The organism is Micromonospora sp. NPDC049048 (assembly GCF_043197615.1).
In the GTDB taxonomy this organism is placed as follows: Bacteria; Actinomycetota; Actinomycetes; order Mycobacteriales; family Micromonosporaceae; genus Micromonospora.
On sequence record NZ_JBICTM010000006.1, the window covers coordinates 280,797 to 295,098 of the forward strand.

A 14,302-nucleotide genomic window follows, 5' to 3' on the forward strand; every position below is an offset into this window, starting at 1 on the left:
TTATCCACAGGCGCATCCCCAGGCTGGTGATCCTCGTTCACAGAGAGTGCAGTCCGTCCGCACGCTGCCCGCGCCACCCGTCGGACGGGTATCGGTCAGCGGCCCAACCGGCGCCGGACCATGCCCACGACCTCGGTGATCTCGCCGATCCGCAGGACCATCGCCAGCCCGAGGTACGTCCCGCCGATCACCGCGCCGCCGATCACCAGCTGCCCGACGGCCTCCAGGCGGCTCGGCGTGTCGTCGCCGGGCAGCAGCTTGACCACGATCAGGCCGACCACCGCCGCGCCGAGCGCCGCGACCGCCACCCGCGCGCTGGTGCGCATGATCTCGCCGAGGCCGATCCGACCCACCCGGGGACGTAGCAGCCAGGCGGAGGCGATCGCGGCGGCCAGGTAGGAGACGGCGTTGCCGATCATCATGCCGGCGCCGGCGAAGCTCGCCGAGAAGACCGCGAAGAGCACGATCTGCACCCCGATGCGCAGCGCCACCACCGGAATGTTGATCAGCGCCGGGGTGCGGGTGTCCGGCAGGGCGTAGAAGGCGAACGTGAAGAGCTGGCTGACCGCGAACGGCACCAGGGCGAGCGCGGCGGCGAGCAGCACCAGCGAGGTGGCGGTGGCGTTGCCCTCGTCGAAGGCGCCCCAGCGGAACAGCGTGAACGAGATCGGGGAGGCGAGCACGGCGTAGCAGACCGCGATCGGGGCGAGCACCGCGGTGACCGTACGGGTGCCCCGGGACAGGTCGGCGGCCACGTCCGCGTACCGGCCGTCGGCGGCGGCGGCGCTCATCCGGGGCATCAGCGCGGTGATGATCGAGACGGCGATGATGCCGTGCGCCGTCATCAGCAGCAGGAAGACGTTGTTGTAGATCAGCGGGCCGGCGGCGTTCTCCCGACCGGCCCGGTTCAGCAGGTTGAACAGCACGATCAGGCCGATCTGGCTGACCGCGACGTAGCAGAACATCCACGCCCCGAGCCGGCCCAGCTCGCGCAGGCCCAGCTCGCGGAAGTCGAAGCGCAGTTTCCAGCGGAAGCCGACCTTGCGCAGCGCCGGCAGCAGGCCGGCGGCCTGGATGGCGACGCCGAGCAGGGTGCCGCCGCCGATCAGCAGGATCCGCCCGGTCGTCATTTCCTCCGGCTTGATGATGTCCGCGCCGAAGATCGCGATGTAGAGGCCGGCGGTGGCGATCACCACCAGGTTGTTCAGGATCGGCGCCCACATGGGGGCGGCGAAGTGACCCCGGGTGTTGAGCACCGCGCTGATCAGCGCGCTCAACCCGGAGAAGAAGATCATCGGCAGCATCAGGCGGGCCAGCGCCGTGACCAGGCCCGAATAGCCGTCGGTCGACTCGCCGCTGCCGTAGAGCCAGGTCAGCGTCGAGGCGAACCCGACCGCGAGCAGGGCCGCCACGCCGAGGGCGAGGACCGCCAGGGTGAGCAGCCGCTGGGCGTACGCCTGGCCGCCGTCCGCGTCCGACTTGCGCCGCCGTACGAGCACCGGGATCAGCACGCTGGTGAGCACGCCGCCGAGCAGGAACTCGTAGACCATCCCGGGCAGGATCTGCGCGGTCGTGTACGCGTCACCGACCAGCGCGCCGCCGAGCGCCGCCGCGATCACCAGGTTGCGCAGGAAGCCCGTACCCCGGCTGACGAGGCTGCCGATCGCCATCACCGCGCTGTTGGTCGCGGCGCTGGCCTCGCCGACCTGCTCCTGCGGCGGCGCGGTCGACTCCAGGGCCGGCTGGTTGAGCGGCTCGGCGGAGATGAACGTGGCGCCGTCCGACGGCCGGCCGGGCGCGGCGCCGCCCTGGGCGGCGTTCGCGCTGCGGTAGAGACCGCCGCTCATCTTGTCGCCTCCAAGGCAGAGAGGTACGTCGCGGCCGGGGCCCGGCCCGCACGCCACAGACGATAGTCAACGGGCACCCGTTACCCGCGCCCGGCGGACCGCATCCCCGCCGGGACCGATAGTCTGGCGCTCCCATGTCCGAAGCCTCCGCTCCCCACGCCGCCGACCGCCGCGAACTCACCGCCGCGCAGCGCAACGCCGTCGCCGAACTGCTCCGGGTCTCGCCGGTCGCCGACGAGCTGGGCCGCCGGTTCGCCCGGGCCGGCCACGAGCTGCACCTGGTGGGCGGTTCGGTACGCGACGCCCTGCTCGGCCGCCTCGGCGACGACCTCGACTTCTGCACCGACGCCCACCCCGACGAGACCCTGCGTGTCGTACGCGGCTGGGCCGAGTCGATCTGGGAGACCGGCCGGGAGTTCGGCACCATCGGATGCCAGCGCGACGGCCTGCGGCTGGAGATCACCACCTTCCGCGCCGAGTCGTACGACCAGGTCAGCCGCAACCCGATCGTCGAGTACGGCACCGACCTCGCCGAGGACCTGCGGCGGCGTGACTTCACCATCAACGCGATGGCGGTCAGCCTGCCCGAGCACCGGTTCACCGATCCGCACGGCGGGCTGGACGACCTCGCCGCCAAGGTGATCCGCACCCCGGGCACCCCGGCGGAGTCGTTCGGCGACGACCCGCTGCGGATGCTGCGCGCGGCCCGCTTCGCCGCCCAGCTGCGCTTCGCGGTGCACCCCGACGCGTACGCGGCGATGACCCGGATGGCGCGCGACCTGGACCGGATCACGGCCGAGCGGATCCGCGACGAGTTCACCAAGCTGCTCTGCGGCGCGGACCCGATCACGGGGCTGCGGCTGCTGGTCGACACCGGCCTCGCCGAGCGCTTCCTGCCGGAGTTGACCGGGCTCAAGCTGGAGATCGACGAGCACGCCCAGCACAAGGACGTCTACGAGCACACCCTCACCGTGGTGAGCAACGCCGTCTCGTACGAGACCGAGGGGCCGGACTTCATCCTGCGGATGGCCGCGCTGATGCACGACGTCGGCAAACCGGCGACGAAGGCGGTGGGCTCGGACGGCCGGGTCAGCTTCCACCACCACGAGGTGGTCGGCGCCCGGCTCACCAAGGCCCGGATGAAGGCGCTGCGGTACCCCAAGGAGATCACCTCCAAGGTCACCGCGCTGGTCGCGCTGCACCTGCGCTTCTACGGCTACGGCCGGGGCGAGTGGACCGACTCGGCGGTGCGCCGCTACGTCGCCGACGCCGGTGACCTGCTGCCGCGCCTGCACAAGCTGACCCGCTCGGACTGCACCACCCGCAACCGGCGCAAGGCGGCCCAACTCGCCGCCGACTACGACGCGCTGGAGGAGCGGATCGCCCGGATCGCCGCCGAGGAGGACCTGGCGCGCGTCCGGCCCGACCTGGACGGCAACGCCATCATGGAGCTGCTGGGCGTACCGCCGGGGCCCGTCGTCGGCCAGGCCTGGAAGCACCTCAAGGAGCTGCGCCTGGAGCGCGGCCCGCTGGACCGCGACGAGGCCGAGGCGGAGCTGCTGCGCTGGGCCCGCGAAGAGGGCATCGTCGGATAGCGCGGCCGGGTGCCGTGGGATACGCCGGCAGCGGCGGCACGGCCCCGCACGAGAAGGGCGCCGCCCCTGGTGGGGACGGCGCCCTGTCGCGCTCAGCGGTCCGACCGCTGCCCGGGTGGCGTCAGCGGGTCTCGACCGCCGTGCCGTCGACCGGCGGCTTGCCGTTGCCGGTGGCCGCCGACGCGGACCCGAGCTTCGCCAGCAGGCCGGCGAGGTCGATGCCGGTCAGGTCGCTGCCGAGCTGGAGCCCCTGGGCCACGTTGCCCGCCACCGACTTGGTCAGCGACGAGGCGCCGTCGGTGGAGATGACGGTCATCTTGTCGATCGCGCCGATCGGGGCGCTGGCCGCCTCGACCACCTGCGGCAGCACCTTGACCAGCAGGTCCAGCACCGCGGCCTCGCCGTACGCCGCGAAGGCCTCGGCCTTGCGGGCCATCGCGTCGGCCTCGGCCTGACCCTTGGCCAGGATGGCCGCGGCCTCGGCCGCACCCTCCCGCTCGACCGCCTCGGCGATGGCGGAACGGCGACGCTGCTCGGCCTCACCCTCCTTGGCACCCTCGATCGCGTTGGCCTCGGCCAGCGCGGCCCGGCGGGCCCGCTCGCCCTCACCGGTGAGCCGGGCCTGCTCGGCGGACGCCTGGGCGGCGGCGATGACGGCCTGGCGCTGCGCGTCGGCGTTCAGCACGGCTGCGTTGCGGGCCGCCTCGGCCTCCTGCTCCACCTTGTAGCGGGCGGCGTCGGCCGGCTTGCGCACCTCGGTGTCGAGCTGACGCTGCTTGAGTTCGGCGTTGCGCTCGGCGACCTTCTGCTGCTCGGAGAGGATCGCCTGGTCCCGCTCGGCCTGGGCCAGCGGCCCGGCGGCGGCGGACTTGGCCTTGGCCGCGTCGATCTCCGCCTGGATGGCGGCCTGCTTCAGCGACAGGTTCCGGTTGGCCTCGGCGATCGCCTCCTCGGCGAGCAGCCGCTCCTGCTCGGCCTGCTGCCGGGCCCGCGCCTCGGCGATGGCCGCGTCCTTGAGCACGCGGGCCGCCTCGGGCCGGCCTAGGTCCTGCAGGTAGGAGCCCTCGGCGAGGATGTCCTGGAGCTGGAAGGTGTCCAGCACCAGGCCCTGGTTAGTCATCGAGTGCTCGGCCTCCTCGGCGACCGCGCTGGCGAACGCCGCCCGGTCCCGGATGACCTCCTCGACGGTGAGCCGGCCGACGATCGAGCGCAGTGCGCCGGCCAGTACCTCCCGGGTGAAGTCCTCGATCTCGTCCTGCTGGTGCAGGAAGCGCTGCGCGGCGGCCCGGATGGCGTCCTCGGTGCCGCCGACCTTGACGATCGCGACGCCGTGCAGGTCGGCACGGATGCCCTGCTTGCTGACCGCGCCCTTGATGCCCACGTCGATGCGCCGGCTGGACAGGTCGAGCGACTGGAGCTTCTGCACCACGGGCAGCACGAAGACGGACGCGCCGAGCACGACCTTCTGCCCGGAGTTGTCGGTCGACCGGCCGCCGTCGGCGGTCTGCGTGGTGCGACCCTTGCGGCCGGTGACGATGAAGGCCTCGTTCGGCCCGGCGACCTTGATCCGGGAGAGCACGAAGAGGACGAGGACGAGGACGAGGAGAACCGCGCCGCCGATGGCGATGAGAAGGGGCATGTGACCGTCCTGTTTTCTATGAGGGGGTTCAGTAGGTCTCGACGTGCACGCTGGTCTCGCTGAGCGCCTCGACCACGAAGATCTGGGCGCCGACGGGGATCGGTCGGTCGGCGCGGGCGTTGAGCTTGACCGGCTGGCCGGCCACCCGGACCCGGACCTCGCCGTAGCCGTCGGCGGGCACCGGGGTGACCACCAGGCCGAGCGCGCCGACCAGGTGGTGACGGGTGGGGGTGGGGTCGGTGCGCATGTCGCGGGCCGCCCGGCTCAGCCGGGCCGCGGCCCAGGCGGTGGGCAGGGCCGCGACGACGCCGCCGGCCAGGGCCACCGCGATCATGCCGGGGGTACGCCCACCGACCAGCTCGTTGACGATCGCGGCGCCGAAACCGAGCGCCCCGGTGAAGCCGGCGACAGCCTCGACCGACACCGGACCGTCGAAGTCCGGGTTGCCGAAGTGGAACAGCTCGGCGCCGAAGAGGGCGAGCGCCAGGACCGCGACGCCCGCGCCGCCGATGATGAGGAAGATCAGCGTACCCGTGGCCACGGCCTGCACGGTATCGCTGCTCCGCAAGGTCGTCTTGGGGCGTCGGCCGGCCAGCGGGAGCGCTCGTCATCACGTCGACGCCTCCGGTCGCACGTACCCCCGGCGGCTCGGGCGGAGGGTGTCGGGGCCTCGGGGACAATCGGTGGATGCGCTGGACCGTGCTCGACTCCCCGATCGGCGAGTTCTCCGTCGCCACCGACGGGGCCAACGTCTGCCGGGCCCACTTCGGCCGGGCCCCGGGAGCCGTCGAGGAGCCGGGCGACGAGGCGGCCCGGCAGGCGTTGGCGGAGCTGCGGGCGTACTTCGCGGGCGAGCTGCTCGCCTTCACCGTGCCGCTGGCGGCGCCGGACGGGTCCGACTTCGAGCGGGGCGTCTGGCGGGAGATGACCCTCATCCCGTACGGGGAGACGCTCACCTACGGCGAGGTGGCCCGGCGGTTGGGCGACCCGGGCGCCGCCCGCGCGGTCGGGGTGGCCTGCAACCGCAACCCGATTCCGGTGCTCGTGCCGTGTCACCGGATCGTCGGCGCGGGCGGCAAGCTGGTCGGCTTCGGCGGTGGCCTGGAGCGCAAGGTGAAGCTGCTGGAGCTGGAGGCCGGGGTGGCCCTGCGGCGCGCCTGGTCCTGACGCGACGCACCGCGCGGCCCGGTCAGTTCGGTGCGGGTAGGCAGCCGCCGTCGGCGATGCGGGTGCCGATCTCCACGACGACGGCGTCCGCCCGGACGCTGCCGAAGACGCACGCCCGGCCGGTCCAGCCCGCGAAGACGAGCCCGCCGGCGGGGCCGAGGTCGAGTCGCCCCGGTGCCCGCACGGTGATCTCGGTCAGCCCGGTCGCCTCGACCGTCCGCCGTACGGCCTCCTGCCCCGGCTGGTCCCGGCCGCCAGCGGTCAACAGGTTGAGACTCCTCCTGAGTTGCGCCGCGCAGGCCCGGGCGCCGCTGGCCGCCTCTTCGCCGAGCGTGCCGCGCTGCCGGAAGCCGTCGTTGGCCGCCTGCTGGCGGCGGAACTCCTCCGCGCGACGCTGCTCGTCGGTCGGGGGCTGTCGGGGAACGGACGAGCCCGACGCCGCGGTGCCGCCGGGCTGGGCGACCGGCCCGGGACGGGTGGCCGGGGTGCCCTTCCTGACGCAGTCGGCCTGGGCCGGCGCTGTGGAGGTGGCCGGCAGGCCCGGTGCCGCGATGCCACCCGGTGCCACGACGCCACCCGGGGCTGTGCCGCCTGCCGGCACCACGTCCCCTGCCGACGTGGCGCCCGGACCGGTGCCCGGCGCCGCGCATCCGACGAGGACGGGAAGGAGCACCGCGCCGGCGACCGCCGCCACGACCCGTCGTGCCCCACGGGGCGAAAGGGACGTCACGGCGGTCAGCCTAACGGCACGTCGCCGACCGTTCGACCCCGTGTGACGCCGGCACCCGGTTGCGCTGGGCAGGGTGGACGCGGCGAGGGCCGGGTCCCTCACGGACCCGGCCCTCGATGGTGCTGCTGTCGGCGCGTCAGCGCTCGACGTCACCGGCGATGAACGCCTCGACGGCGGCGTGCGCGTCGTGGTCGGCGTACTGCACCGGCGGGGACTTCATGAAGTACGACGAGGCCGACAGGATCGGGCCGCCGATCTTGCGGTCCAGCGCGATCTTCGCGGCCCGGACGGCGTCGATGATGACACCGGCCGAGTTCGGCGAGTCCCACACCTCGAGCTTGAGCTCGGCGTTGAGCGGGGTGTCACCGAAGGAGCGACCCTCCAGGCGGATGTACGCCCACTTGCGGTCGTCGAGCCACGGCACGTGGTCCGACGGGCCGATGTGCACGTCGCTCTTGCTCATCTCGTGGGGGATCTGCGAGGTGACCGACTGGGTCTTCGAGATCTTCTTCGAGACCAGGCGGTTGCGCTCCAGCATGTTCATGAAGTCCATGTTGCCGCCGAAGTTGAGCTGGTACGTGCGCAGCAGCTCGACGCCCCGGTCCTCGAACAGCTTCGCCAGCGCCCGGTGCACGATGGTGGCGCCGACCTGGCTCTTGATGTCGTCACCGACGATCGGCAGGCCCGCGTCCTCGAACTTCTTGGCCCACTCCGGGTCGGAGGCGATGAAGACGGGCAGCGCGTTGACGAACGCGCAGCCGGCGTCGATCGCGGCCTGGGCGTAGAACTTGTCGGCCTGCTCGGAGCCGACCGGCAGGTACGAGACCACGACGTCGACCTGCGCGTCGCGCAGCGCCTGGGCCACGTCGACCGGCTGGGCGTCGGACTCCTCGACGATCTCGCGGTAGTACTGGCCCAGGCCGTCGAAGGTCGGACCGCGCTGCACGGTGACGCCCGTCGGCGGCACGTCGCAGAGCTTGATGGTGTTGTTCTCGCTGGCGACGATCGCCTCGGCGAGGTCCATGCCCACCTTCTTGGCGTCCACGTCGAACGCCGAGACGAACTGCACGTCCGAGACGTGGTAGTCGCCGAAGGTGACGTGCATGAGACCCGGGACGCGGTCGTTCGGGTCGGCGTTGCGGTAGTACTCCACGCCCTGTACGAGGGACGAGGCGCAGTTACCCACACCGACGATGGCGACGCGGACGGAGCCCATAGCGTCTGCCTCCTTCTTCTTCATCACGGCCGCTCTGTCCTGGACTCTCCAGGCGGAGGCGGGCTGTTGTCTTCTCGTCGACCGCCGGCTGTCCCGGTTGACGGGACCGTCGGGGCACGGCCGGAGCGCTCGTTGGCGATGAGCTCCTCCAGCCAGCGGACCTCGCGCTCACAGGCGTCCAGGCCGTGGCGCTGCAGTTCCAGCGTGTAGGCGTCGAGCCGCTCGGCCGCCCGGCCGAGCACGTCACGAAGCCCTTCGCGGCGTTCCTCGATCTTTCGCCGGCGGCCCTCCAGGATGCGGAGTCGGGTCGCCTGGTCGGTCCGGGCGAAGAACGCGAAGTGCACGCCGAAGCCCGTGTCGTCGTACGTCTCCGGCCCGGTCTGTGCGATCAGTTGGGCGAAGCGTTCCTTGCCTTCCGCGGTGATTTCGTAGACCACCCGACCCCGTCGGCTGGTCAGGGCGGGAACCTCCTCGGCGGTGGCGGGCGCGTCACCGGCCTCGGCGATCCATCCCGCCGCCTGCAACCGGCGCAGTGTCGGGTAGAGCGAGCCGTAACTGATCGCCGCCCTGATCGCGCCGAGCTTGGCGGTCAGCTCCTTGCGCAGCTCATAGCCGTGCATCGGAGTTTCCTGCAGCAGGCCGAGGATGGCGAGCTCGAGCACGGGCCATCCTCTCTGTACCCTCTACGCGGAGCGGTAACCGCCGCGATGTATCGGACCGATACATCGCACGCTAGCGGATCCCCGTGATCAGGGCAATTCCCCGCTCCGGGGTGTCCTGGTCACGCATCGTCACCGTGGTCGCCTCGCCCGGCCGGACCGCGTACCCTTCTCCGCATGCGTACGCAGCGCCAGGTGGTCGACTACTCGCTCCGGAAGCGGGCAGTGCTGCGTGAACTCCTCGCCGGCCGGATCGGCACGTACGACGTCTGCGACGCATCGCCCTACCTGAAGAATGCGGCCCGTTTCCATGGCGAGCCGACCGACGAGCGGTGCCCGATCTGCCGGAGTGAGAACCTGACCCACGTCCACTACATTTACGGCGACGAACTCAAGCAGTCCGCCGGGCAGGCCCGGACACTGGCCGAGTTGCCGGTGCTGGCGATGACGGTGCGTGAGTTTCAGGTCTTCGTGGTGGAGGTGTGCCTCGGCTGTGACTGGAACCATCTCGTCGAGCAGTACCTGCTCGGCCGGGACGGGCTGACCGGGAGCCCGGAGGGCGGGCCGGAGCAGGACGCGGTGGGCGGCACGGCCGCCTCGGGCAGCGGTGCGGGCGGCCCACGGAGGCGAGAGGCGCAACGGTGATCTTCGTTCGATCGGCCGACCCCGAACGGCGTACGCACGCCTGGGGGGACCGACGGATCGTTGGTCTGATTGGCCCGATTGATTCGCAAGTGGCACTGGTCGACCGGCACGCACGTGCCGCCCTCGACAGGTGTCCCATCTCACGGCAAACCGGTGGCGGCGCAGCTGCGTCCCACCGCGACGGCAGGGTGTGAGGAATGAACTCGTACGGCGATTCCAGTTCCCCGCGCGGGCGGGCCCAGATTCCGGGCCAGCACGGCGACCCCGGCGGTGACGCCCGCGGGGACGGCTGGTCGGCTGCACAGGACGGTACTGCACCCGCAGGCCGCGCCTCGGTCGCGCCCCGGCCCGCCGGAGGGCGGGCCTCGGTCGGCGGCTCGGCGGCCGTTCCGCCCACGTCCGGCTCGGCGGCCGTTCCGCCGAGGCACGGCTCCGCGTCGGCGGCCGTCCCGCCGCGCGCCGGATCCGCTGCGGGCTCGGCCTCGGTGGGCTCCACAGGTCGGGCAGGGCCGGGCCGCGCGTCGGTGCCGGTTCCGCCCGCGCCCGGCGCGGGCCGGGCTGCGGGCGCGGGTCGCGCGTCGGTGCCGGTCTCCCCGGCTGCCGGCGGGTCGGCCGGGCGTGCCTCGGTGGGCTCCGCCGCCGTGGGTGCCGCCCCGGCGGGGCGGGCCAGCGTCGGGTCGGCAGCCGTCGGCGGCGTCAGCGCCCGGGCCTCGGCCCGGGCGAGCGTCTCGCCGGCCGCGGGCGGCCCGGGCGGGCCCGGCGGGCCGACCGGCCCCGGTCGGCGTGCGCGCGGCGCGGGCGACCCGGCCGCGGCGGCGCGGGCGAAGAAGCGCAAGCGGGTGAACATGCTGATCGCCGCCTTCGCGGTCTTCATCATGCTCGCCGGGGTCGGCGTGGTCGGCTTCACCTACTACTCGACCAACGTCGTCCTCCCGGACGAGGTTCCGCTGCCGCTCTCCACCACGATCCTGGCCAGCGACAAGAAGACCCAGGTGGCCCGGCTGGGTAACGAGAACCGCACCTTCGTCACGATCAACGACATTCCCGACTACGTCGAGAACGCGGTGGCGGCGGCCGAGGACCGTAACTTCTACAAGCACTCGGGCGTGGACTACAAGGGCATCGCGCGGGCGGCCTGGAACAACCTCAGCGGTGGCGACAAGCAGGGCGCCTCGACGATCACCCAGCAGTACGCCCGCAACGCGATCGAGAATCTCAAGGAAGACACGTACGCCCGGAAGGTGAAGGAGGCGATCTTCGCCTCCAAGCTGAACGAGAAGTACACCAAGCCGGAGATCATGCAGCACTACCTGAACGTGATCTACTTCGGGCGCGGCGCGTACGGCATCGAGGCGGCCGCGCAGACCTACTTCGGCAAGCCGGCCAGCAAGCTTACGATCGCCGAGGGGGCAGTGCTCGCGGCCCTGATCAAGCAGCCGCAGTCCAGCGCGACGCACAAGGGCTACGACCCGGCGGTCAACCTCCCCCAGGCCAAGGAGCGGTGGGACTACGTGCTCGGCGGCATGGTCGAGGAGGGCTGGTTGAACGCCGCGGAGCGACCGACCGCGTACCCGAAGGTGCTGGCACCGAAGAAGGACGGCAACGGGTTCGGCGTGAAGAGCCCACGGGGCAACGTCGTCAACTACGTCCGCCAGGAGATGGAGCAGTGGGGGATCTGCTCCGACTCCAACGCGCCCGGCAAACCGACCTGCGTCGACGAACTGCGCTCCGGCGGATACCGGATCACGACCACGATCAACGCCAAGATGCAGGACGCGCTGGAGAAGGCCGCCCAACCCGACCGGAAGGGGTCGGTGCTCAACGGGCAGCCGAAGAACCTGATGGCGGCGGCGGTGTCCATCGATCCGAACTCCGGCCGGGTGCTCGCCTACTACGGCGGTGACAGCGGCGCCGACTTCGACTACGCGGGCAAGAACACCAACGCCAACGGCGACATCGTCGGTGGGCACCCGCCGGGCTCGTCGTTCAAGGTCTACACCCTGGCGGCGGCCATCGAGGCCGGCATCTCGGTCAAGTCGCGCTGGGACGCCACGCCCTTCAGGCCGGAAGGCTTCAAGGACAAGGTGCAGAACGCCGGCCGTAACGCCACCTGCGGCAAGTCCTGCACGCTGGAGGAGTCGACGATCAAGTCGTACAACGTGCCGTTCTTCCACGTGACCGAGAAGATCGGTGCCGACAAGGTGGTAGGCATGGCGCGGCAGGCCGGCGTCAGCACGATGTGGACGGTTGACCCGCCCCAGCCGTACGACCTGGTCAAGGAGAAGCCGGAGAACCTCGCGCCGAGCAAGTTCGACCGGGTCGTCGGCTACGGCCAGTACCCGATCACCGTGCTCGACCACGCCAACGGGCTCGCCACCATGGCCAACGACGGCGTCTACCACAAGGCGCACTTCGTTCTCAAGGTGGAGAAGCAGAACAAGTCCACCGGTAAGTGGGAGCAGGTTCCCGGGACCGGTGAGAAGCTCAAGCCGCAGCAGCGCATCAAGAGGGAGGTCGCCCAGGAGGTGACCGCGGTGCTGAAGGAGATCCCGGAGAAGAGCAACGCCAACCTCGACAACGGGCGGGACGCGGCCGGCAAGACCGGCACCTGGGAGCACAACGGCACTCCCCGTAACGCCCACGCCTGGATGGTCGGCTACGACGACAACGTCGCCACCGCGGTCTGGATCGGCAGCCGTGACCCCAGGAAGCCGACCATCGTCGCCAAGAACGGGAGCGACATCGGTGGTAGCAGCTTCCCGGCGGAGTTGTGGAAGCGGTACATGGACGAAGCGCTGAAGGGCAAGGAAAGGTCGTCCCTGCCGAGCGTCACCGGCATTGGTGACGACAAGGCCGGCAACGGCGAGGAACCGCCGCCGCCCGCGCCTGAGCCCGGTCAGCCGTGCACCGACCCGACCGGCCTGTTCTGCCCGGGCGGTGGGAACAACGGCGGCGGCAACACGCCCGGTGGCCCTCCCGGCGGCCCTGGCGGAACCACCACCCCGACCGACCCACGGCCGGGTGGGAACGGCGGAGGCGGGCTGCTACCGAGCCTGACCCCCCGACCCGACGACAACTGATCGACGAACGCCGCCGGCGGCCGGAGCACCTTCTCCGGCCGCCGGCGGCGTTTCGCGTACGGACGTGTCGTGAGCGGGAGGGGACGCGGAGGCCCGACGTACGGCAGGATGCACCCTCATGAGGACGCAGTCGACGCGAGGCATCGACGACGCCGGTGCCCCTGACCACCCGTCCCGCTCCGACGGCTTCGTCCGGGGCGTCTCCGGCGCGATCGGCGGCCCGCTGGGCGACCACGCCGTCGCGCTGGACCGGCCCGTGGGCAGAGAGAACAGATTCTGGACGGCGGCCCGGATCGTCCTGGCGCTGGTCTGCCTGACCCTGGCACTGCACTGGGTGCAGAAGTCGCCCTGCCAGGACGGCGCCTGGCAGAACAACGTGCAGTACACCCGGTTCTGCTACACCGACGTGCTGGCGCTCTACTACGCCGAGCGGCTCAACGAGGGCGCCGTGCCCTACCGGGACCACCCCGTCGAGTATCCCGTGCTCACCGGGTACTTCATGGGGGCCCTCGGCCTGCCCGTGCACGCCCTCGGCCAGAACGACCCGGGGCTCAACCAGGGCCAGTGGTTCTACAACCTGAACGCGCTGGTGCTCGGCGCGCTGGCGGTCGCCACGGTGGCGGTGATCCTCGCCCTGCGCCGCCGTCGACCATGGGACGCCGCGCTCTTCGCGCTCGCCCCCGCACTGATGCTCACCGCCACGGTCAACTGGGACCTGCTCGCCATCGGCCTGGCCGCGTTCGGCCTCCTCGCCTGGGCCCGCAGCCGACCGCTGGCGGCCGGCGTCCTGCTCGGCCTCGCCGGGGCGGCCAAGATGTGGCCGCTGTTCATCCTCGGCCCGATCCTCGTGCTGGCACTGCGCACCGGGCGCCTCCGTGCCGGCCTCACCGCTCTCGGCGCAGCCCTGGCCTCCCTGGTCCTCGTGAACCTTCCGGTCGCCATTCCCTACCGGGAGAACTGGGACCGCTTCTTCGAGCTGAACTCGACCCGGCCCATCGACTGGGGCACCCTCTGGTACATCGGGCGTTACGTGGACGGCAAGTTCGGCAACGCCAACCCCGCCGACCTCGGGCCGTTCGAGTGGCTGAACGTCAACATCCCGACGTTGAACTACCTGTCGTACGCCCTCTTCGGGCTGGCCTGCCTCGGGGTGGCCGCGCTGGGGCTGCTGGCCCCGCGCCGGCCCCGGCTCGCCCAGCTCGCGTTCCTGGTGGTCGCCGCGTTCCTGATCTTCAGCAAGGTGTGGTCGCAGCAGTTCGTGCTCTGGCTGCTGCCGCTGGTCGTGCTCGCCCGCCCGAAGTGGGGTGCCTTCCTGGCCTGGCAGCTGGCCGAGGTCTGCTACTTCGTGGCGTTCTACGGCGAACTGCTCGGCGCGGCGACCGGCAAGCCGGTCTTTCCGGAGGGGGTCTTCGTGCTGGCGGCGACGCTGCGCCTGACCACCGTGGTCGTGCTCTGCGTGCTGGTGGTCCGGGAGATCCTGAACCCCGGGTTGGACGCGGTCCGCAACACCTATCCGGATGATCCGGACGGCGGCCTGTTCGACGGAACCAGGGACGCACCCTGGGTGGCCCGCTGGCGTCGACGCGCCCCGGCCTCGCCGCAGCCGGCGGAGCCGGTGGCCGGCTCGACACTGCCGGCCTCGCTCGCCGATGGCGGGGGGTGGGCGGACGGTGGGCGGAAGATGAAGTCCTGATGGCGGCCTGTCGGATCCTTCGGGCGTTCGA

At 71.7% G+C, this 14,302-nt stretch carries 11 protein-coding genes; 5 read left to right on the forward strand and 6 right to left on the reverse strand.

The annotated features are described in order from the left end of the window. Positions 1-95: 95 nt before the first annotated feature. A complete protein-coding gene (gene murJ, locus ACGFIG_RS20875) occupies positions 96-1,847 on the reverse strand; it encodes a murein biosynthesis integral membrane protein MurJ (RefSeq protein WP_393005192.1) in 1,752 nt (583 codons plus the stop codon). A gap of 134 nt (positions 1,848-1,981) precedes the next feature. Here murJ and ACGFIG_RS20880 point away from each other — a divergent pair, with 134 nt between their 5' ends. Further along, on the forward strand, positions 1,982-3,442 hold the full coding sequence (locus tag ACGFIG_RS20880; protein ID WP_393005194.1) for a CCA tRNA nucleotidyltransferase: 1,461 nt from the start codon (positions 1,982-1,984) through the stop codon (positions 3,440-3,442). A 121-nt stretch (positions 3,443-3,563) separates the two neighbouring features. On the opposite strand, the gene ACGFIG_RS20885 is transcribed toward ACGFIG_RS20880, so the two are convergent. Next, a complete protein-coding gene (locus ACGFIG_RS20885) occupies positions 3,564-5,081 on the reverse strand; it encodes a flotillin family protein (RefSeq protein WP_393005196.1) in 1,518 nt (505 codons plus the stop codon). Positions 5,082-5,109: 28 nt separating this feature from the next. After that, the gene (locus tag ACGFIG_RS20890; RefSeq protein ID WP_393005198.1) at positions 5,110-5,631 is read right to left on the reverse strand and encodes a hypothetical protein; all 522 of its coding nucleotides are present in this window, start codon (positions 5,629-5,631) and stop codon (positions 5,110-5,112) included. 137 nt (positions 5,632-5,768) lie between these two features. Here ACGFIG_RS20890 and ACGFIG_RS20895 point away from each other — a divergent pair, with 137 nt between their 5' ends. Next, positions 5,769-6,248 (forward strand): methylated-DNA--[protein]-cysteine S-methyltransferase, encoded by a 480-nt coding sequence (locus ACGFIG_RS20895; RefSeq protein WP_393005200.1) that lies wholly within the window; start codon positions 5,769-5,771, stop codon positions 6,246-6,248. A gap of 22 nt (positions 6,249-6,270) precedes the next feature. Here the strand turns inward: ACGFIG_RS20895 and ACGFIG_RS20900 are convergent, their stop codons facing one another. The 3 genes from ACGFIG_RS20900 to ACGFIG_RS20910 all read right to left on the reverse strand — a co-directional run bounded on the left by ACGFIG_RS20900 (position 6,271) and on the right by ACGFIG_RS20910 (position 8,856). After that, entirely contained in the window at positions 6,271-6,816 is a 546-nt protein-coding gene (locus ACGFIG_RS20900) for a hypothetical protein (RefSeq protein ID WP_393005202.1), read from the reverse strand. Between the two features lie 298 nt (positions 6,817-7,114). Continuing rightward, on the reverse strand, positions 7,115-8,194 hold the full coding sequence (locus ACGFIG_RS20905; protein ID WP_393005204.1) for an inositol-3-phosphate synthase: 1,080 nt from the start codon (positions 8,192-8,194) through the stop codon (positions 7,115-7,117). A 23-nt stretch (positions 8,195-8,217) separates the two neighbouring features. Beyond that, positions 8,218-8,856, reverse strand: a complete 639-nt coding sequence (locus ACGFIG_RS20910) for a PadR family transcriptional regulator (RefSeq protein WP_393005206.1) — start codon at positions 8,854-8,856, stop codon at positions 8,218-8,220. 174 nt (positions 8,857-9,030) lie between these two features. On the opposite strand from ACGFIG_RS20910, the gene ACGFIG_RS20915 reads away from it, so the two are divergent. From ACGFIG_RS20915 to ACGFIG_RS20925, 3 genes are all read left to right on the forward strand, one after another. Further along, positions 9,031-9,498, forward strand: a complete 468-nt coding sequence (locus tag ACGFIG_RS20915; protein ID WP_393005208.1) for a DUF5318 domain-containing protein — start codon at positions 9,031-9,033, stop codon at positions 9,496-9,498. A 197-nt stretch (positions 9,499-9,695) separates the two neighbouring features. Then, a complete protein-coding gene (locus ACGFIG_RS20920; RefSeq protein WP_393005210.1) occupies positions 9,696-12,578 on the forward strand; it encodes a transglycosylase domain-containing protein in 2,883 nt (960 codons plus the stop codon). Between the two features lie 118 nt (positions 12,579-12,696). Further along, complete coding sequence (locus tag ACGFIG_RS20925) at positions 12,697-14,271, forward strand: glycosyltransferase family 87 protein (protein ID WP_393005212.1); 1,575 nt, start codon at positions 12,697-12,699, stop codon at positions 14,269-14,271. Positions 14,272-14,302 lie beyond the last annotated feature (31 nt).

Coding starts and splice junctions, on each gene's coding strand:
- murJ (WP_393005192.1), bottom strand. CDS start 1,847: ATGAGCGGCGGTCTCTACCGCAGCGCGAACGCCGCCCAGGGCGGCGCC.
- ACGFIG_RS20880 (WP_393005194.1), top strand. CDS start 1,982: ATGTCCGAAGCCTCCGCTCCCCACGCCGCCGACCGCCGCGAACTCACC.
- ACGFIG_RS20885 (WP_393005196.1), bottom strand. CDS start 5,081: ATGCCCCTTCTCATCGCCATCGGCGGCGCGGTTCTCCTCGTCCTCGTC.
- ACGFIG_RS20895 (WP_393005200.1), top strand. CDS start 5,769: ATGCGCTGGACCGTGCTCGACTCCCCGATCGGCGAGTTCTCCGTCGCC.
- ACGFIG_RS20905 (WP_393005204.1), bottom strand. CDS start 8,194: ATGGGCTCCGTCCGCGTCGCCATCGTCGGTGTGGGTAACTGCGCCTCG.
- ACGFIG_RS20915 (WP_393005208.1), top strand. CDS start 9,031: ATGCGTACGCAGCGCCAGGTGGTCGACTACTCGCTCCGGAAGCGGGCA.
- ACGFIG_RS20920 (WP_393005210.1), top strand. CDS start 9,696: ATGAACTCGTACGGCGATTCCAGTTCCCCGCGCGGGCGGGCCCAGATT.
- ACGFIG_RS20925 (WP_393005212.1), top strand. CDS start 12,697: ATGAGGACGCAGTCGACGCGAGGCATCGACGACGCCGGTGCCCCTGAC.